Source organism: Paracoccus angustae (assembly GCF_042648745.1).
GTDB classification, from domain to species: Bacteria; Pseudomonadota; Alphaproteobacteria; order Rhodobacterales; family Rhodobacteraceae; genus Paracoccus; species Paracoccus angustae.
Genome location: NZ_JBHRXY010000004.1, coordinates 60,573 through 79,605 on the forward strand (window position 1 = coordinate 60,573; position 19,033 = coordinate 79,605).

Consider the following 19,033-nt stretch of genomic DNA (forward strand, 5'->3'; position numbering starts at 1 on the left):
CCGCGGGGTCCGCCTCGTGGCGTCTTCGGGGGCCGCACCGCAGGATGAACGACACGCAGCACTTCGTCTTCGCCCTGGTCGAGGACTTCACCCATCTTGCCTTTGCCTGCGCCGTCGATCCGCTGCGGATCGCCAACCTTCTTAGCGGCAAGACCTTGTATCGCTGGTCCTATGCGTCCCAGGACGGGCGCACCGCCACCGGTTCGGACGGCACGGCGGTCGTGGTCCAGCACGCCTTTGCCGACATGCCCGCCAGCGACCGCGTCTTTGTCTTGTCCGGCATCCACATGCGGCACAAGGATTACCGGGGCCTGATCGCCCGGCTGCGATTTCTGGAGCGCGGCGGGGCCAAGGTCGGCGCGCTGTGTTCGGGCGCCTATGCCCTGGCCAAGGCCGGCTTTCTGGACGGAACGCGGGCCGCGATCCACTGGGAATACCACGACAGCTTCATGGAGGAGTTTCCCGAAGTGAACCTTGTCCGCAACGTTTACGTCCCGGACGAGAAATACGTCACCGCCTCGGGCGGGACGGCGACGGCGGATCTGATGCTGCACCTGATCGAAAAGGACCACGGCTACGACCTGTCGGTCGCTGTGGCCGACCAGATGGTCTACAACGCCGTGCGCAACGCCACCTCGTCGCAGAAGGTGTCGCTGCAATCGCGCAACGGCATCCGCAACGCCCATCTGGTCCGCGCCATCCAGATCATGCGCGACAGCCTGGAAGCGCCGCAATCCTCGGCGAGCATTGCCCGGCGGATCGGGATTTCGACCCGGCAACTGGAACGGCTGTTCGGCAAGTACCTGAACACCGCGCCCAAGAAATATCTGATGGAGATGCGGCTGGAAAAGGCGCAGCATCTGCTGCTTCAGACCGAAATGTCCGTGACCGAGATCGCGCTTGCCTGCGGCTTCGACAATCCGGGCAATTTTTCGCGCGCCTACAAGACCGCCTTCGGCATCAGCCCCGCCACCCAGCGAGGGCGGCTGAACTGACGGCCGGCTCATGCCGGGGCCGCCGCGTCACGCCCTTTCGGCCAAGGCAACAGCCTGGCGCGATCCGGTTTCCACCGCCAGCAGACCGATCCCTCCGGCCACGATCAGCGTCATGCCCGCCACGGTCCAGATGTCGGGCACTTCCCGGAAGAAGACATAGCCCCAGAACACCGCGAAGATCATGTAGCAGTAATCGAAGGCGGCGATCACCTCGGGCTTGGGGGATTGAGAGGCGACGGCCACGCCGGTGGCGACGCCGACGATCAGAACCGCCAGCGCGGCCATGACGGCCCAGTCCTGCCATTCCATCGGGTGCCAGGGGCCAAGCAGCAAGGGGAAATCCATGTCGGGCAAGGGCAGGCCCGATGCCAGCAGCCCAAGCGCCGCCCCGCCCAGCACCAAAAAGGCGACGTTCAGCCAGAACATCAGAACGGCCGGAGTCCATCGCGCTGCACCTGGCGCGGGTCACGATCGCGGCGCAGGCATAGCAGGCGGTGCGCAGAAGGTTCCGCACGACCACGCGGTCCCCGATGCCTCGGGGATCGACACCTTCCCCCACGGCAGCGATGCGGCCGCAGCAGTCGGCCCCTGGATGCGGGGGAACCGCAGGGCTTCCCCCGTCCCGCTTGCGTGCTTGTCCCAGGGGGCGCCGCTTTCAGCCGTACTTTCCCGGACGGCCTTGGAATACCAGCCGATGCGGGTGCTGATGTCGGTGTTGCTGATCGCCCAAGCCGCGATCCGGATCAGCACTTCACCCTTGGCGACCCGCGGCACCGGCAGATCGGTGCGAAACCGAAGCTTGTCGAACCCGCCATGCCCGGTCAGGACGACCCCGGACAGGGTGGCGGGAATGCCGGGCCGGTTTGACGCATCGGTCATCTCGTGGGCCTTTCCTGAAAGCCTGGCTTGTCCGCATCGCGGCCGGTCGGCGGCCGGATAAGGGTTGCGCGGCCCCTTGCCCGGCCCTTTGTCAGGGCAGGCTAAGCTTGGCCATCCGTCCGCCATCGACGGTATAAACCTGTCCGGTGACGAAGCCCGCTTCCTCGGCCGCCAGAAAGGCCACAAGGGCCGCGACCTCCTCGGGGCGGCCGGTACGGCCTGCGGGATGGATGCGGCCGATGTTCCGGCGGAAGGCCGCCGGGTCGGGCATCCCCTCGATAAAGGCCAGGTTCAGGTCGGTGTCGATCCAGCCCGGCGCGACGGCGTTGCAGCGGATCCCCTCGGGGCCGTGATCAACGGCCACCGCGCGGGTCAGCCCGTGCAATCCGGCCTTGGAGGCGCAATAGGCCGCATGGCCGGGATTGGACCCCAGACTCTCGATCGAGCCGATGTTGACGATGCTGCCCTTGGTTCTGCGCAGATGGGGCAGGGCGGCCTGGATCATCAGAAAGGGCGCCGTCAGGTTGACCGCAAGGTTGCGCTGCCAGTCCTCGAGCGACATCGCCTCGACAGCCGATTCCTGCATCATCCCGGCGTTGTTGACCAGAACGTCCAGGCGGCCTGCCTTTTCCACGACCTGCTCCACGATCCGGGCCGGGCTTGCCGGGTCGGTGAAATCGGCGGCGAGGGCCTCGAACTCGTCGTCGCCGCCGCGCTGCGCCGTGAAGACCCGCGCCCCCTCGTCGCGCAGCCTGCGCGCGATGGCCCGGCCGATGCCCGACCGTCCGCCCGTGACCAGGGCGACCTTGCTGTCGAACCGCATCATGACACGGGCTTCCCGCCGTTGATTTCCACCAGGGCCCCGCACATATAGCGCGCCGCGTCCGATGCCAGGAACAGCGCCACGTCGGCGATGTCCTCGGGCTCGGCGATGCGGCCGATGGGCACCGTCCTGCCCAGTTCCGCCACGGCGGTGTCGGGATCGAAGCCGCGCCGGGCGAAGCCCGTGCGCAGCATCGGCGTGTTCACCTCGTTGGGGCAGACGGCGTTGACCCGGATTCCCTGGTGCGCGTGATCCATGCCCATGCATTGCGTCAGGGACGCGATGGCCGCCTTTGTCATGCAGTAGATCGCGTGATTGGGCCCTGGCGCCTTGCCGCCCCAGCAGGACGACACGTTGACGATGGCCCCGCCGCCGTTCTCCGCCATCAGCGGGATCGCCGCGCGGCAGATGCGGAACGGCGCCTCGACGTTGACGCCCAGCGACAGCGACCAGTCGGCGTCCGTGGTGTCCGTGACCGGCCCGCGGGTGATGACGCCCGCGTTGTTGACAACGATGTCCAGCCCGCCCAAGGCGCCGCGCGCGGCAAGCGCCAGTCCGTCGGCATAGGCGGGGTCCAGCAGATCGCCGGGCAGATGCGCCTCGGCGTCGATGCCGGTCACGTCGCGGTCGGCCACGGCAACCCGCGCCCCTTCGGCGCGAAGCTGCCGGACGATGGCCGCGCCGATGCCGCCCGCCGCGCCCGTGACAAGGGCGGCCCTTCCTTCGAAACGCATGATTGTCCCCTCCTCGTGGGATCAGAAGCTGGCGACCGGATCGCCGAACAGGTCGCGGTCGGGCACGACGCCCAGGCCGGGGCCGTCCGGCAGGCGGATCGTGCCGCCGTCGATGCGGATACCGTTCGCCCGGTCGTAATGGCCGTCGATATAGGGCGCGGCGATCCAGGCGCCTTCGTTCAGGTCGGGGCGCACCGTGGCGCCGACATGAACGCAGGCCGCCGCGATGATGTCCCCGCCCCAGGCGTCGTCGCAGGTGTGGGGCAGGTTGCGCGCCGCGCAGATGTCGCGGAAGGCGCGCATCGGGTGCAGGCCGCCGATGCGCGTGACCTTCATGCCGAACCCGTCCACCAGGCCGGAGCCTGCGGCCGAAATCGCGGTGGACAGGCTGGTGCCGCTTTCGTCCATGTAGATGCCGTGGCGCACCAGCGGCCGGACAAAGGTCAGCTCGTCATAGCTGTTGCAGGGCTGTTCGAAGACGAACGGGATGTCGGGGCATTCGCGGCTGATGCGGATCACGTCGCGGGTGTTCCAGGCGCGGTTGCCGTCGGCGGCCAGGCGCACGCCGGTTCCCCCGACGACCTCCCAGACCTTGCGCAAGGCCTCGATGTCCACCTCGACCGGGCGGCTGCCCAGCTTGACCTGAAGGCGCGTGAAGCCTTCGCGCACGCGTTCGCCGGCAATGCGGGCGGTCTCGTCCGGGTCGCCCACGCCCATCGAATAATAGGTCGGCACGTCCTGGACCGCCCCGCCGCCCAGAAGGTCGCAAACCGGCACGCCCAGCCGTTTGCCGATCAGGTCGTGGGCGGCGATGTCGATGGCGGCCTTGGCATAGTTGTGGCCGTTCAGCAGGCCGTCCATCCTGCGGTGCAGCGCGACCGGCCACAGATCGGCGCCGATCAGGCCGGGGGCCATCTGGATCAGCGCGGCGCGCGCGCCCGCGGCGAAGGATTCGGCATAGGTGGGTCCGACCGGACAGGTCTCGCCCCAGCCTTCGCTGCCGTCCTCGGCCACGATCCGCACCAGCGTCGTGTCCAAGGCCCAGACCGTGCTGCTGGAAATGACATAAGGGCCGTCCTTGACCGGCAAGTCTTGGGCATAGATGTGGATTTCGCGGATCTTCACGTCGGATCTCCGATGGGTTCAGCAGATACCCTCTGCCAAGAGTGCCGCGCGCGCCGCCCGCAGCGCCGCCTCGGTGGCCTTTTCGCGCCCCTGAAGCCGTGCCGCCTGCGTCATGCCTTCGTGCAAAAGGAAAAGCGTCTCGGCCAGGTGGCCGGTGTCGCGGCCCGGCGCCACGCGGTCCAGCCGCAGCCGGAATTCATCGGCCAGGCGGGCCTTGTGGTCGATCACCGTGGCGGCGATGGCTTGGCTGTCGGGATATTCGGCCCAGGCGTTCAGAAACAGGCAGCCGGTGTTCGCCACCTCGGCCAGCCAGTCGCCCAGACGGACAAGGGGATGCAGGACATGATCCACGCCGTCCTGCGGCCCGCCCGCCAGCCAGTCGAAATACGCGCGGTCGCGGTGTTCCAGCGCCCCCACGATCATCGCCTCGCGCGAGGGGAAATGCTTGTAAAGCGTGCGCAGCGACACGTCCGCCCCTGCCCGCAGCGCCTCGACCCCCTGCTCGGCAAAGCCCTGGGCCGAGAAGCTGCGTTCAAGATCACTGGCGATTCGGGTGCGGGTGTCGGTCATGGCCTCATAGTAGAACGATCGCTCTACCGCGCAAGCGGAAAGTAGAGCGATCGCTTTACATCGGCATTGGCGCCGGAAGCCTCCGGCTGTGTCAGGCGGTGGCAGGATCGCCTCGCGGCACCCCGTATTCGCCGCTGACGGTGGCGAGGTTCTCGTGCAGTTCGGCGATCAGGCCGGCGCGCGGGCTGTTCTGGATCTCGATCAGCCCGATTTCCCGGTGAACGACCGGCTCGCCGAACGGAACCGCGGCGACATCCGCGCGCGTATCCAGAAGCGCGACCCGAGGAACCACCGACACGCCCAGGCCATGCGCCACGCAGGCCGTGATGGAGGAGATCGCGTCCATTTCGGCGATGTCGATCAGCGGCAGGTTCAGACGGCCCAGTTCCGCCTCGATCAGGCGGGCCAACGGAACGGGCGACCGGAACCGGACATAAGGATGCGACACCAGCATCGTCCGCATGTCCGACAGGGGCGTGCCCGGAGGCGCGATCAGAAGCAGGGGTTCGCGGATGAACGAACTCCAGCGCAGTTCCCGCGACGTGACGCTGTGTTGGGCGATCATGGCCGTGTCCAGGCGCCCGGCGATCACGTCCTGCATCAGCGATTCGGATGTTCCGACATGAAGCTTGATCCGCAGGTCGGGATGATTCGACGCCAGCCGCGAAATCGCCTGCGGCAGCAGCCCGATCGCGCTGGTGCGGACCGATCCGACCGAAAAGGTTCCGATGATCCGGCGGCCCGAAACCGCGTCGATGGCGTTTTCGGCCGCCCGGACCAGGTCTGCCGCCGCCCTGACCATCTGCTGTCCGGCCGAGGTCAGCGTGGGCGGGCGGTTCTGACGATTGAACAGGCTGACGCCGATTTCCGATTCAAGGGCCTGGATTTGCTGGCTGACGGCCGAGGGGGTCAGGAACACGCTTTGCGCGGCGCGTGTGAAGCTGCCGGTTTCGGCAATCGCCAAAAGGGTTTTCAGCTGTCTCGTATCCACAGATTAAGATCCTCTGAAAATCATATGAAGAATTACGAGGTTTCATTCAGATCAACAATCTTTATTTCCTTCTTTCTATCCGATGCGCTCAGGTCCAAGGGGGAGGAGGGACATGTCGAGGAATATTCTGATCACCGGTCCAAGCCTGGCGCCGGCAGCCGAAGCCGTGCTGACCGGGGCGGGATACCGGCCGGTCTATGTGCCGCCCTATACCGAAGGCGACGCGCTGCTGACATTTTGCGCTGAAGCGGCACCCGTGGCCGTGCTGGTCCGAATGGGGCGGCTTGACGAAGCCTTTCTTGCGGCCTCGCCTCAGGTACGGGTGCTGTCCAAGCATGGCGCCGGCGTCGACAACATCGACATCCCGGCCGCGACCGCGCGCAACATCCCGGTTCTGGTGGCGGCGGGCGCCAACGCGGTGTCGGTCGCGGAACACGCCATGGCGCTGCTGTTCGCGGTGGCCAAGAAGATCGTGCCGCTGGATCGCGGCATCCGCGAGGGCCGCTGGGAAAAGCCGGGCTTTCAGGGGCGCGAACTGGCCGGATCGGCCATGGGCCTTGTGGCCTTCGGCGCCATCGCCCGCCAGACCGCGCGCTTCGCCAAGGCTTTCGGCATCCGGGTGTCGGCCTTCGATCCCTTCTGCCCGGCCGAGGTCTTCGAGGCCGAGGGCGTGACGCGGGCCGAGGATCTGGACGCGCTGTTCGCGCAAAGCGACATTGTCAGCCTTCACAGTCCGCTGACGCCCGAGACGCGCAACCTTGTCGATGCCCGGCGGCTGGCGCTGATGCGCAAGGACGCGATCATCGTCAACACCGCGCGCGGCGGCCTCATCGACGAGGACGCCCTGCTGGCCGCGCTGCGGGACGGCCGCATCGCGGGCGCGGGCTTGGACACCTTCGCCAAGGAACCGCCCGCGCCGGACCATCCCTTCTGGAGGGACATGCGGCTGGTGCTGACGCCCCATATCGGCGGCGTGACCACGGCGGCCAACGCCCGTGTCGGCGTCGAGGCCGCGCAGGGCATTGTGGATTACCTGGCCGGGCGTCCGGTCCCGCCCGCACGCATCGTCAACGCCGCCGCCCTGTCGCGCGCCAACGCCCCCGTCTGAGGAGAACACCATGACCATTGGATTTCGCATCCTCAACCGGCAGCGCGCCGTGTCGGCCGACCTGGTCGCCAGGTTCGCCGCGCTGCCGGTCGCCAATGTCAGCGACAGCATGTCCCGCATGACGGCGGGCGGGCCGCGCCTGACCCGGATGCACCGCGACGGCGTGCTGGCCGGTCCCGCGCTGACCGTCAAGGCGCGGCCCGGCGACAACCTTATGCTGCACAAGGCCATCGACATGGCGGTCCCGGGCGACGTGATCGTGGTGGACGCCGGGGGCGATCTGACCAATTCGCTGATGGGCGAGCTGATGCTGGCCTATGCGATCAAGCGCGGCGTGGCGGGCTTCGTGCTGAACGGGGCGATCCGCGACGCGGACCAGTTCGTCGCCATGAACCTGCCGGTCTTTGCCGCGGGCATCACCCATCGCGGTCCCTACAAGGACGGTCCGGGCGAGATCAACGTGCCGATTGCCATCGACGGCATGGTCATCCATCCGGGCGACCTGATGCTGGGCGATAGCGACGGCGTTCTTGCGGTGCCCTATGAGGCGGCCGAGGAGGTTTATGCCCGGACCGCCGCCAAGCAGGACGCCGAGGCCAAGCAGATGGCCGCCATCGAGGCCGGCACGAACGACCGGTCCTGGGTGGACGCGGCCTTGAAACGGCTGGGCTGCGCCATGCCCGACATGATCTGAACACATATTCTCGGGAGGAGAAACCATGACCATCACCAAAACCGCGGCCCTGGCCGCGATGCTGGCCACGACCGCCACCGCCGCGCTGGCCGACTGGCCCGCCGACCGCCCGATCGAAATGATCGTGGCCTTTGCCCCCGGCGGCGGCACCGACATCATGCTGCGCACCCTGGCGCCGTTCCTGGAGGCGGAGCTGGACACGCAGATCCCGGTGCTGAACCGTCCCGGCGCCTCGGGCGAGATCGCCTACACGGCGCTGTCGCAGGCCCGTCCCGACGGCTATACCGTGTCCTCGCTGAACACGCCGGGCTTTCTGACCATGCAGATCGGCCGCACCCTGCGCTATGATCCCGCCGACATCTGCCCCATCGCCCGCATTGTCGAGGATCCGGGAACCTTTATCGTCCAGGCGGGATCCGACTATCAGTCTCTGGCCGATCTGGTGGCCTTCGCCAAGGCCAACCCCGGCGCGGTGTCCGTGGGCACCACCGGCGTCGGCACCGACGAGCATCTGGCCATGCTGCAACTGGAACAGGCCGCAGGCATCGACCTGACCGCCGTGCCCTTCGGCGGCGCGAACGAGGCAAAGACCGCGCTTCTGGGCGGCCATGTCGCGATGATCGGCCTGAACGTCGGCGAATACACCACCAGCGACCCCGGGTCGTTCCGGGCGCTGGCGCAGTTCGCCGAGGAACGCTCGACCCTGGCCCCGGACCTGCCAACGGCCAAGGAACAGGGTTTCGACGTGCTGATGTCGTCGGAACGCGGCCTTGCCGCCCATTGCGACGTCCCCGAGGAGATCCGCGCCAGGCTGGCCGCCGCCGTGGACGCCGCGCTGGCCAACCCCGAGTTCCAGGAAAAGGCCAGGCAGCAGGCGCTGCCCTTGTCCTTCAAGTCGGGCGCGGACTGGCAGGCCGACATGCCCGTGCGGCTGGCCCGCTATACCGAGATCTTCAAGCTGATCGAGGGGGGCCAGTGATGGCCCGTTCCTCGTCGGCCAGGGGCGACAGGCCCGATCTGCTGACGGCGGCGATCTTTGCCGGTCTCGGTGCGCTTGGGCTTTTCATGAGCCGGGGGCTTGATACCGGCACGCTGGCGCAGATGGGGCCGGGTTTTCTGCCCCGCGTCGTTTGCGTGCTTCTGATCGCCGTGGGCCTTGCGGTGGGCGTCCCGGCCCTGGGCCGTCCCGCCCTGGCCATCGAGACCATCAAGCCAAGGCCGGTCCTGGCGATCACCCTGGCCATCGTCGTCTTCGCCTATGCCGCGACGCATCTTGGCTTTGTGCTGGCCTCGCTGTGGCTGATCGTGGCCGGATCGCTGGCCGATCCGGGCGGCAACTGGAAGCACACGCTGTGGCTTGCCGTCGGGCTGACCGCATTCGGCGCGCTTGTCTTTGTCTACGGCCTGGGTGTCCAGGTGCCGCTCTGGCCCGTCTGACACATTGCGCGTCCTGGGGAGGAACGTATGAGCTTTATCGACCTGCTTCTGCTGGGCTTCAGCGAAGCCATGACCGTGCAGAACCTCAGCTTCTGCCTGCTGGGCGCGCTGCTGGGCACGCTGATCGGCGTGCTGCCGGGGATCGGCCCGACCGCCACCATCGCCGTGCTGCTGCCCATCACCTTTTTCCTGCCGCCGCTGGCCGGGATCATCATGCTGGCCGGGATCTATTACGGCGCGCAATACGGCGGCACCACCACCGCCGTTCTGGTGAACCTGCCGGGCGAGGCGTCCAGCGTGGTCACCACGCTGGACGGCTATCAGATGGCGCAGCAGGGCCGGGCGGGGGCGGCGCTGGCCGTCGCGGCACTGGGATCGTTCTTCGCCGGAACCGTCGCGACCTTCGCCATCGCCGTGGCCGGGCCGACCCTTTCGACCTTTGCGCTGTCCTTCGGCCCTGCCGAGTATGTGTCGCTGATGGTGTTCGGCCTGCTGGCCGCGACGATCCTGGCCAGCGGTCCGGTCCTGAAGGCGATCGGCATGATCCTGATCGGCCTGCTGCTGGGCATGGTCGGAACCGACCAGGCGACCGGGGCCGAGCGGCTGACCTTTGGCGCCATCGAGCTGTTCGACGGCATCGACTTCATCGTCATCGCCATCGGCATCTTCGGCTTCTCGGAGATCATCGCAAACCTCGAACGCTCGGGATCCGAGGGGGTGACGCTGGCGCCCATCAGCCGTTTGTGGCCGTCGCGCGACGATTTCCGCCGGTCCTGGGCGGCCGTGCTGCGCGGCACCGGCGTCGGCACCTTTCTGGGCCTTTTGCCCGGCGGCGGGGCGACGCTGGCGTCGTTCAGCGCCTATTCCTTCGAAAAGAAGATGTCGAGGACGCCGCACAAGTTCGGCACCGGCGTGGTCGAGGGCGTGGCCGCCCCCGAGGCCGCCAACAACGCCGCAGCCCAGTCGTCCTTCATCCCGCTGCTGACGCTGGGCATCCCGTCCAACAACATGATGGCGATGATGCTGTCGGCCTTCATGATCCACGGGATCACGCCCGGGCCGACCGTGCTGACCAACCAGCCCGAGATCTTCTGGGGCCTCGTCGCCTCGATGTGGATCGGCAACCTGCTTCTGGTCATCATCAACCTGCCGATGATCGGGATCTGGGTCAAGCTGCTGACGGTGCCCTATCGTCTGCTGTATCCGGCGATCCTGCTGTTCTGCTGCATCGGCGTCTATTCGATGAACAACCGCATCTTCGACGTGATCCTGGCGGCGGGTTTCGGCCTTCTGGGCTATGCCTTCCGCAAGGCGAAATGCGAGCCGGGGCCGCTGCTGCTGGGCTTTGTGCTTGGCCCGCTGCTGGAATCGAACCTGCGCCGGACGCTGCTGATCACCCAGGGCGATCCCGGCATCTTCGTGGAACGCCCGATCAGCCTGACCATGCTGATCGCAACCGTGATCCTGCTGGCGCTGATGATCCTGCCGTCCTTCCGCAAGACCCGCGAGGAAGCCTTCCAGGAAGAGGAAGGCTGAAGCCGGAATCGGTTCGCTCGGAATGACCAACATTCGAACATTCGTCGATCCGCAAGATCCGGCCCGGGTGGCGGTCATGACGGACGTGCCGGATTTGGATGCGCTGAATGCCGTCACGCAAGGCAAGGCCGCCAGCGAGGCCATGGCCTTTGACAGCGTGGAGCCGGAGTTCCTGGTCTTAACTATAGGGTCGGCCGGATGATCGCGCGAATGGTAGTTCAGGCGACGGCGTTGGCAGGCCCGGCGGTTTGAGGCCGCAGCCCGACCATCCCGGAAAACGGGTGTCGGATTTCGGTCGATGGATCACGCATGGGGGCGGCGCTGCCGTGTCGGGCCTGCCGGATCGGCAGAAAGGAAAGCCTCCGCCGATGCGAGAGCCGGTGCCGGATGGCGTGGACAAACCGCCCGCCACCCGTCTGATCCCTTCCGCGGACCGGAACCCCGATGCCAGGACGGACGGCGCGGCCTGGCCCGCGTCGGTCGTTCTTGGTGGCGCTTGGCGGCATGGCGGACTGGAGATCAAGGAGCCGTTCAGATAACACCGCCAGACGGGCTGTCGATCATCCGCGTGACGGCTGGGCTAGAACTGAAAGGCGAGGCTTGCATACCGATCCTGCATCTGCGCTTGAACTTGAACGCGTGTCGCGCCATTTCGACGGCCGGGCCGTCCTGTCCGAAATCTCGCTTGCCATTCCGTCCGGCAAGATCACCTGCCTGCTGGGGCAGTCCGGCTGCGGGAAATCGACCCTTCTGAGGATCATTTCGGGCGTTGATCGGCCTGACCCTGGCAGCCGGATCCGCATGGGCGGAACCGAGATCGTCGGCCATGGCCGCTTTGTCGAACCCGAACACCGCAAGATCGGCTTCATGTTCCAGGACTACGCCCTGTTTCCTCATCTCAGCGTGGCCGAGAACCTCGCCTTCGGCCTGCGCCACCTGTCCAAGCCGGCCCGGAAAGACCGGGTGGCCGAGGTGGCCGCGCGCATCGGACTGAACCATCTGCTCGACCGTCTTCCCCATTCGCTGTCGGGAGGAGAGCAGCAGCGCGTGGCCCTGGCCCGCGCGCTTGCCCCGCAACCGGCGATCCTGTTGATGGACGAGCCTTTCTCGAACCTGGATCAAGGCTTGCGGGAACGGGTAAGGCGGGAAACCGTGGACATCCTCGGCGGGATCGGCACCACCGCCATCATCGTCACCCATGATCCGCAAGAGGCTCTTGCCGTGGGCGATCTGATCGTGCTGATGCGGGCGGGCCGCATCGAGCAGGTGGGCACGCCGTTCGAGATCTACGACCGGCCCTGCTCTGCCTACGCGGCCGAGTTCATGGGGCCATGCAACCGCCTGACGGGCGTTTGGGCCAAGGGCCGGATCGAAACGCCCATCGGCACCTTTCCCGCCAGTCTGGATCTGCCCGACGGGGCGCTTGCCCTGGCCTGCATCCGTCCCCAGGCCTTGTCCATCGGACCCGACGGGCAGGGCATTTCCGCCCGTGTGGTGGCAAAGACCTTCATGGGGGAAAGCGAACTGATCGACATCATGGTTCATCCGCTGGCGCAAAGCCTGCGGATGCATTCCCATGTGCGCATTCCCGTCGGCATCGGAGAAAAGGTCAGCCTGCAACTGAACGGCGCTCAGGTCCATGTCTTTCCCGAAGAACCGCAAGGCGGCGGCCTTCCGGCCGCGTAAACTTGAGGAAAATACTAGACTACATTCCGCCAACTGCTTATCAGCCTTGGAACTGCCTTTGCGGCTTCAAGGGGGAGATCATGAAACTTGCACCGATTCTTTTGTTCGTGGCCATGGGAACGGGCGGCGCCAATGCGCAGGAGCTGAACCTCTACACCTCGCGAGAGCCGGGCCTGATCGAGCCGCTGCTGCAAGCGTTCACCCAATCCACGGGAACCAAGGTCAACACGGTCTTTCTCAAGGACGGTCTGGCCGAACGCGTGGCCTCGGAGGGTGAAAGCTCGCCTGCCGATCTGCTGATGGCCGTGGATGCGGGAAACCTGGCCGATCTGGTGGACAGGGGGCTGACGCAGCCGGTCGAATCCGAAGTCCTGACGGCGGCTGTTCCGGAAAACCTGCGCGATCCCGGCAATCACTGGTTCGCCCTGTCGATGCGCGCCCGGGTGGTTTACGCCGCCAGCGACCTGGATCTGGACGCCATCACCTATGAGGATCTGGCCGACCCGGAGTGGAAGGGCCGCCTTTGCATCCGGTCGGGCCAGCACCCCTACAACACGGCGCTGTTCTCGGCCTTCATGACCCACCACGGCGCGGCGAGGACCGAGGAATGGCTGACCGGGCTCAAGGCCAATCTGGCGCGCCAGGCGGGCGGCGGCGACCGCGACGGGGCCAAGGACATCGGCGGCGGCATCTGCGACATCGCCGTTGCGAACTCGTATTACGTCGGGTTGATGCGGTCGGGAAAGGGCGGCGACGAGCAGCGTGCCTGGGGCGATGCGATCAAGGTGATCCTGCCGACCTTTGAAAACGGCGGAACGCATGTGAACATCAGCGGCGCCGCGGTCGCCAAGCACGCACCGAACCGCGACGAAGCGGTGCAATTGCTGGAATTCCTTGTTTCCGACGAGGCGCAGAAGATCTATGCCGAGGCGAACTACGAATATCCGGTCAAGCCTGGCGCGGCCGTCGATCCGATCATCGCGTCCTTTGGCGAGCTGCGGGTCGATCCGGTTCCCTTGACCGAGATCGTGAAGAACCGCAAGGCCGCGAGCGAACTGGTCGACCGTGTCGGCTTCGACAACTGAAACCGGCGGCGGGGACCGGCCCCGCCGCGGGGTTTCGGTTCCCGTGCCGTTGTCGGCGGCACCGGCCCTCCGCCTGCGCGGGGGGTCTTGGGCCGTGGCCAGCCTGCTGATCGCGGGGCTGGTTCTGGTTCCTGTGCTGGCGCTGGCCTGGCAGGCGGCCTGGGGATCCGAGGGCTTGTGGAGCCACCTGGCCCGGCACGTCCTGCCCCATGCGCTGACCCAGACCGCGATCCTGATGGCCGGTGTGGGCACGATAACGGCCGTGATCGGAACGGGGGTCGCGTGGCTGGTCGCGGCCTATGACTTTCCGGGGCGGCGGATGCTGGAATGGGCGCTGATCCTGCCCCTGGCGGTGCCGACCTATATCGTCGCCTATGCCTATCTGGACATGCTGCATCCGCTTGGGCCGTTCCAGTCCGCGATCCGCGCCGTGCTGGGCCATGACAGCCCGCGCGACTTCCGGCTGCCCGACATCCGGTCCATGACCGGGGCGGTCCTGCTTCTGGGGCTGGTGCTTTACCCTTACGTTTATCTGCCGGTGCGGGCCATGTTCATGACCCAGGCCGCCAATCTGGTCGAGGCCGCCCAGACGCTCGGCACCACCCGACGCCGGATCCTGTGGCGCGTCGCCTTGCCCTTGGCGCGTCCGGCCATTGCCATCGGCATCAGCCTGGCCCTGATGGAGACGCTGAACGACATCGGCGCATCCGAATTCCTGGGCGTCCGGTCGCTCACCATCTCGGTTTACACGACCTGGGTCACGCGGTCGGACCTGGCCGGGGCGTCGCAGATCGCCTTGGCGATGCTGGCGCTGGTGGTCGCGCTGATCTCTCTGGAGCGGTGGGCGCGCCGGAAACAGCGCTATTCCGTCAGCGCGCAGCGCGCCCGCAGCCTGGTGCGGCAGCCGCTGACGGGCGCCGCCCGGTGGGGGGCGTTGTGCGCCTGCTTGCTGCCGGTGATCCTGGGCTTCGTCCTTCCCGCCTCGTATCTGGCGGTCGAGGCCTTGAAGCGGTTCCAGTTCGCCGGCCTGTCCGCCCGCCTCGTGACCGAGGCCGCGAACACCCTGATCCTGTCCACCCTGGCGACCGGCGCGATCCTGGCTTGCGGCCTGGTTGTCGCCTTTGCCGCGCGCGTCTTTCCGCAACGGGGCATGCAGGCCGTCCAGCGCGTCGCCTCGCTGGGCTATGCCATGCCCGGCACGATCCTGGCGCTCGGGATCTTGATTGCCGCTGGCGGCTTGGACCGCTGGATCGGCCGGACGGCCAAGGAGCTGTTCGGCATTGATCCCGGCCTGGTGCTGATCGGGTCGGGGCTGGCGCTCGGCTATGCCTATCTGGCGCGCTTTCTGGCGATCTCGATCGGCTCGGTCGAGGCGGGGCTGACCCGCATCCCGCGCAGCTATGATCAGTCCGCCCGCACGCTGGGCCACGGGATCGGCGGCACGCTGCGCCAGGTCCATCTGCCGCTGTCCCGGGCGGCCCTGGCCGCGGCCGGGCTTCTGGTCTTCGTGGATTGCATGAAGGAGCTTTCCGCGACCCTGCTGCTCCGCCCGCTGAACTTCGAAACACTGGCGACGCATCTTTATGGCGAAGCGGCCCGCGGCACCTATGAGGAAGCCGCCATCGCGGCCCTTGCCATCGTTCTGGTCGGCATCCTGCCCGTGATCCTGCTGGCGCGTGTCGGCCGTGCCGGCTGATGCCGGCAAGACGGCAAAGCCGATGGGGCGGGGCATGAGGGCGCGCGCGGCGCCGTTCGCCGCCGCGCCCCCCGCGAACCTTTAGGCTCGGCCGACGCCCGGGGGCCGCCCCTTGGCCCCCGGGCGTGCGGCATGTCCGGTTCACTCCGCCGCGGCGGATCGCTCCGGCTGGCCGAGAAGCTCCCGAATCTGGTTTTCGTCCAGGGTTTCCTGTTCCAGCAGCCGGCGCGCGGTGCGCTCCAGCACATCGCGGCGTTCCGTCAGCAGATCGACCGTCCGGGCGAAGGTCTCGTCGACAATCCGGCGCACCTCTTCGTCGATGGCGGCGGCCGTCTCGTCGGAATAGCTGCGTTCCTGCGGGCCATAGGGGGGCTGCTCGGGGGCGAGGAACGAGCGCGGGCTCTTTTCCAGCGCGACATGGCCCAGCTTTTCCGACATGCCGTAGCGCGTGACCATGGCGCGGGCGATGTCCGTGACCTTGGCCAGGTCGTCCGCGGCACCGGTCGAGAGATGGCCGAAAACGATCCGTTCCGCCGCGCGCCCGCCGAGAAGCACGGCCATCTTGTTCTTCAGTTCGTCAAGGGTCATCAGGAAGCGGTCCTCGGTCGGACGCTGGATCGTGTAGCCCAAGGCGCCGATGCCGCGGGGAATGATCGAGACCTTGTGGACCGGATCGACGCCCGGCAGCGCCATCGCCACCAGCGCGTGGCCCATTTCGTGATAGGCGACGATCTCGCGCTCTCGGGGGTTGAGGAGGCGGTTGCGCTTTTCGAGGCCGGCCACGATCCGCTCCACCGCGTTGTTGAAGTCCTCCATCGTCACGGCATCCGCCCGGCGGCGGGTGGCCAGCAGGGTGGCCTCGTTGACCAGGTTGGCAAGGTCCGCCCCGGTGAATCCGGGCGTCAGCCCCGCGATCTTCTCGGGGCTTACGTCCGGCGCGAGCTTCGCCTTTTTCAGGTGGACGTTCAGGATCTGCACCCGTCCCTGCCTGTCGGGCCGGTCCACCAGCACCTGGCGGTCGAAGCGCCCCGCCCGCAGCAAGGCGGGATCGAGGATCTCGGGGCGGTTCGTGGCGGCAAGCAGCACGAGGCCGGTCGAGGAGTCGAAGCCGTCGAGCTCGACAAGAAGCTGGTTGAGCGTCTGCTCCTTCTCGTCGTGGCCCGCGATCGGCCCGATGCCGCGGGCGCGGCCAAGCGCGTCGAGTTCGTCGATGAAGATGATGGCCGGGGCCTTGGCGCGGGCCTGCTCGAACAGGTCGCGCACGCGCGCGGCCCCCACGCCCACGAACATCTCCACGAATTCGGAACCGGAAATCGAGAAGAAGGGCACGCCGGCCTCGCCCGCCACCGCCTTGGCGAGCAGGGTCTTGCCGGTCCCCGGAGGGCCGACAAGCAGGATGCCTTTGGGCATGCGCCCTCCGAGGCGGCCATAGCCTTGCGGATCCTTCAGGAAATCGACGATTTCCCTCAGTTCGTCCTTGGCCTCGTCAACGCCCGCGACATCCTCGAATGTCACCCCGGTGTCCGACTGGACGTAGACCTTGGCCCTCGACCTGCCGATCTGCATGAGCCCGCCGCCCAGGCCGTTGCCCATGCGCTTCAGCACGAACATCCAGATCCCGACGAAAAGAAGAACGGGCACCACCCAGGACAACAGGTCGCGCAGGAAGGTGCTTTCGATCTGACCGATGACGGTGACGCCATGTTCCTGAAGCTCGCGCGCCAGGCCGGGTTCGACGCGCGTGGTGATGAACATTTCGCGACCGTCCAGCGGTTCCGTGAACGTCCCCTGGATGAAGCGGTCCGACACCGCCACCTCGGCGATCCTGCCCTCCTCGAGATAGGTGGTGAACTGGCTGTAGGGGATCTGGGCGACCTGGGTGGCGGCGGTGTAAAGATACTGGAACGCCATCAGGACGAAGAAGGCGGCGATCCAGTATCCGATGTTGAATTGCGTTTTCCTGTCCATGTCCATCTTGGCGCTCCACGTCAGATGTCGGCCGGAAGAAGACGGCCGCTGTTACGGATCGGCGGCGGGAAAGGACGCCTCGCCGCCATAGGGGCGGAACCCGCGCGGGTCCGCATCGGAAAAGCAGGCCTGCGGCGGTTCCGCGCAGCACGATCCTGCCCGTGCGCCGGCCGGCCCGATCGAAGCCCGGCTTCGCCCCCCGGACGCGCGGCAGCGTCAGGCGGCGGCGTGACCTTCAGGCGATCAAGGACGCTTGGCGGAGTCATCGCTGCCCCTCATGCCGCCATGTGCGGGCCGGACTGGTTCCGCTGGGCCTGGCCCCCGCGTTCCAGCGCAAGCAGCGCCTGCTCGACCTCGTGGAGGCGCGACGCCCGGGCACGGGCGGACGTGCCGTCGTTGGCCGCCTGGTCGATCAGATATTCCGTCCAAGCCCAGTTCATCAGGATCGACCGCTTGGCCTCCAGGGTCGGCGCCGGATCGCGCACCACGTCCATGGGCGCCGCCCAGCCGTCCGAACCGCGCGGGTCGTTCCGCCTGGCGGCGCCGTCAAGCGCACGTCCGTAGCTTTCCTGAAGCTCTCCAAGCCCCAGCCTGTCGAGCGTCGCATCCGAGAAGGCCTGGGCCGATCCGTTGTTCCGGGCGGCCGTCCTGCCGGGATCTTGGGGACGGTCACGGCGGATCTGCCCGGGCGGCGTCTGCACGACATAGGCCAGCCCCTGCCGTTCCGCGTAACCCATGGCCGCTTCCAGCGTCGGGAACTCGAGTTCGACCTGGACCAGCGTGTCGTCGCTGCCGGTATGGCCCATCAACGGCTCGATAAAGGGCGCGTGGCGCGGCTCGAAGACGAGACGCCATTTCCCGGTGCAGGCCCTGCCCGAGGTCATGGCCGAACGGGACGGCCTGTAGATGCGCGCGATCGCGTCCCCGGGAAAGATCGTGCGCCGGGTTGAAAGAAGCTGCCGGTTGTCGTTGGCGAGCCAGCCCTGCGGAACCGGCATCGTGGTTGATCTGTCGACCTGAATCGTTTCCATCATTCATCCCTCCCGATCTGGCGAAGGATGCCGCCGGCGGCGGCCCGATGGCCCGCCGGCCGGCGGCTGTCATGCGTCAGCTCTTGATGGCGATGCGTTTGACCTGCGACTGCGCCTTTTCGCTCTTGGGCAAGGTCACGGTCAGCACGCCGTTCCTGAACTGCGCGTCCACCCCGTCTTCCTGCACCTCGTAGCCCAGCGGGATGCGGCGCTCGAAGCGGCCATAGAAGCGTTCCGAGAACTGCCTGTCCTTGTTTTCGGTCTCGGACCGCTTTTCGCCCTTCAGCGTCAGCACGCCGTCCTCGAGCAGGACTTCGATGTCCTTTTCCTCGAGACCGGGCACCTCGGCCGTCACCTTGATCTCCTTCTCGCCGTCGGAGATCTCGACGCTCGGCCATCCGGCGCCGAAGGCAGAGGCCCCGTGAAGCGAAGGCAGGTTCGGACCGAAGCCGCGGAAGGCCTCATCGAACAGCCGGTTCATCTCGCGATGCAGCGACAGGAACGGGTCGCGCTCGTTCTCACGGAAGACCCCCGGAACCTGGCTGCCGCCGTTTCTGCCCCAGGGGATCAGATCACGGACACTCATGATTTTCCTCCTTTCGTTCAACCGATTGTCAATGCGTCCCGCAGACGCCGGACGGATGGTCCGGCGCCGCGCGCTTCGCGCTTGCGGGC

General features: G+C 67.1%; 20 protein-coding genes. 10 read left to right on the forward strand and 10 right to left on the reverse strand.

Translation table 11 applies throughout. From position 1 onward, the window contains the following. Positions 1 to 44 precede the first annotated feature (44 nt). On the forward strand, positions 45 to 995 hold the full coding sequence (locus tag ACFOM8_RS07390; protein WP_377760745.1) for a GlxA family transcriptional regulator: 951 nt from the start codon (positions 45 to 47) through the stop codon (positions 993 to 995). Here ACFOM8_RS07390 and ACFOM8_RS07395 read toward each other — a convergent pair. The 7 genes from ACFOM8_RS07395 to ACFOM8_RS07425 all read right to left on the reverse strand — a co-directional run bounded on the left by ACFOM8_RS07395 (position 961) and on the right by ACFOM8_RS07425 (position 6,117). Then, entirely contained in the window at positions 961 to 1,554 is a 594-nt protein-coding gene (locus ACFOM8_RS07395) for a hypothetical protein (protein ID WP_449301488.1), read from the reverse strand. The genes ACFOM8_RS07390 and ACFOM8_RS07395 overlap by 35 nt on opposite strands. After that, positions 1,461 to 1,874, reverse strand: coding sequence for a hypothetical protein (locus tag ACFOM8_RS23100; protein WP_449301486.1), 414 nt, complete (start codon positions 1,872 to 1,874; stop codon positions 1,461 to 1,463). The genes ACFOM8_RS07395 and ACFOM8_RS23100 overlap by 94 nt, the downstream gene beginning before the upstream one ends. Positions 1,875 to 1,965: 91 nt before the next feature. Beyond that, a complete protein-coding gene (locus tag ACFOM8_RS07405; RefSeq protein ID WP_377760749.1) occupies positions 1,966 to 2,700 on the reverse strand; it encodes an SDR family NAD(P)-dependent oxidoreductase in 735 nt (244 codons plus the stop codon). Next, on the reverse strand, positions 2,697 to 3,431 hold the full coding sequence (locus ACFOM8_RS07410; protein WP_377760751.1) for an SDR family NAD(P)-dependent oxidoreductase: 735 nt from the start codon (positions 3,429 to 3,431) through the stop codon (positions 2,697 to 2,699). Before ACFOM8_RS07410 ends, ACFOM8_RS07405 begins: the two co-directional genes overlap by 4 nt. 21 nt (positions 3,432 to 3,452) lie before the next feature. Next, positions 3,453 to 4,556: a mandelate racemase/muconate lactonizing enzyme family protein gene (locus ACFOM8_RS07415; protein ID WP_377760753.1), complete on the reverse strand. Its 1,104-nt coding sequence runs from the start codon at positions 4,554 to 4,556 to the stop codon at positions 3,453 to 3,455. A gap of 18 nt (positions 4,557 to 4,574) precedes the next feature. Beyond that, positions 4,575 to 5,126 (reverse strand): TetR/AcrR family transcriptional regulator, encoded by a 552-nt coding sequence (locus tag ACFOM8_RS07420; RefSeq protein WP_377760754.1) that lies wholly within the window; start codon positions 5,124 to 5,126, stop codon positions 4,575 to 4,577. Positions 5,127 to 5,217: 91 nt separating this feature from the next. Next, positions 5,218 to 6,117, reverse strand: coding sequence for a LysR family transcriptional regulator (locus tag ACFOM8_RS07425; protein ID WP_377760756.1), 900 nt, complete (start codon positions 6,115 to 6,117; stop codon positions 5,218 to 5,220). Between the two features lie 112 nt (positions 6,118 to 6,229). Between ACFOM8_RS07425 and ACFOM8_RS07430 the strand changes: the two genes are divergently transcribed. The 9 genes from ACFOM8_RS07430 to ACFOM8_RS07470 all read left to right on the forward strand — a co-directional run bounded on the left by ACFOM8_RS07430 (position 6,230) and on the right by ACFOM8_RS07470 (position 15,359). Further along, on the forward strand, positions 6,230 to 7,225 hold the full coding sequence (locus ACFOM8_RS07430; protein WP_377760758.1) for a hydroxyacid dehydrogenase: 996 nt from the start codon (positions 6,230 to 6,232) through the stop codon (positions 7,223 to 7,225). A gap of 10 nt (positions 7,226 to 7,235) precedes the next feature. Continuing rightward, complete coding sequence (locus ACFOM8_RS07435) at positions 7,236 to 7,919, forward strand: RraA family protein (protein ID WP_377760760.1); 684 nt, start codon at positions 7,236 to 7,238, stop codon at positions 7,917 to 7,919. 25 nt (positions 7,920 to 7,944) lie between these two features. After that, a complete protein-coding gene (locus tag ACFOM8_RS07440) occupies positions 7,945 to 8,898 on the forward strand; it encodes a tripartite tricarboxylate transporter substrate binding protein (protein WP_377760761.1) in 954 nt (317 codons plus the stop codon). Then, on the forward strand, positions 8,898 to 9,356 hold the full coding sequence (locus ACFOM8_RS07445; protein ID WP_377760763.1) for a tripartite tricarboxylate transporter TctB family protein: 459 nt from the start codon (positions 8,898 to 8,900) through the stop codon (positions 9,354 to 9,356). Before ACFOM8_RS07440 ends, ACFOM8_RS07445 begins: the two co-directional genes overlap by 1 nt. A 27-nt stretch (positions 9,357 to 9,383) precedes the next feature. Next, positions 9,384 to 10,892, forward strand: a complete 1,509-nt coding sequence (locus ACFOM8_RS07450) for a tripartite tricarboxylate transporter permease (RefSeq protein WP_377760765.1) — start codon at positions 9,384 to 9,386, stop codon at positions 10,890 to 10,892. Positions 10,893 to 10,914: 22 nt separating this feature from the next. Next, complete coding sequence (locus ACFOM8_RS07455) at positions 10,915 to 11,094, forward strand: hypothetical protein (RefSeq protein ID WP_377760767.1); 180 nt, start codon at positions 10,915 to 10,917, stop codon at positions 11,092 to 11,094. Positions 11,095 to 11,531: 437 nt separating this feature from the next. After that, positions 11,532 to 12,578: an ABC transporter ATP-binding protein gene (locus tag ACFOM8_RS07460; RefSeq protein ID WP_377760769.1), complete on the forward strand. Its 1,047-nt coding sequence runs from the start codon at positions 11,532 to 11,534 to the stop codon at positions 12,576 to 12,578. 80 nt (positions 12,579 to 12,658) lie between these two features. Next, complete coding sequence (locus tag ACFOM8_RS07465; protein WP_377760771.1) at positions 12,659 to 13,663, forward strand: Fe(3+) ABC transporter substrate-binding protein; 1,005 nt, start codon at positions 12,659 to 12,661, stop codon at positions 13,661 to 13,663. 94 nt (positions 13,664 to 13,757) lie between these two features. Further along, positions 13,758 to 15,359 (forward strand): ABC transporter permease, encoded by a 1,602-nt coding sequence (locus ACFOM8_RS07470; protein WP_377760773.1) that lies wholly within the window; start codon positions 13,758 to 13,760, stop codon positions 15,357 to 15,359. A gap of 141 nt (positions 15,360 to 15,500) precedes the next feature. Here the strand turns inward: ACFOM8_RS07470 and ftsH are convergent, their stop codons facing one another. The 3 genes from ftsH to ACFOM8_RS07485 form a co-directional block, all read right to left on the reverse strand. Beyond that, positions 15,501 to 17,327, reverse strand: coding sequence for an ATP-dependent zinc metalloprotease FtsH (ftsH, locus tag ACFOM8_RS07475; RefSeq protein ID WP_377760775.1), 1,827 nt, complete (start codon positions 17,325 to 17,327; stop codon positions 15,501 to 15,503). Positions 17,328 to 17,602: 275 nt separating this feature from the next. Further along, positions 17,603 to 18,361 (reverse strand): ETC complex I subunit, encoded by a 759-nt coding sequence (locus ACFOM8_RS07480; RefSeq protein ID WP_377760777.1) that lies wholly within the window; start codon positions 18,359 to 18,361, stop codon positions 17,603 to 17,605. Between the two features lie 73 nt (positions 18,362 to 18,434). Next, the gene (locus ACFOM8_RS07485; RefSeq protein ID WP_377760779.1) at positions 18,435 to 18,944 is read right to left on the reverse strand and encodes an Hsp20/alpha crystallin family protein; all 510 of its coding nucleotides are present in this window, start codon (positions 18,942 to 18,944) and stop codon (positions 18,435 to 18,437) included. Positions 18,945 to 19,033: the final 89 nt, after the last annotated feature.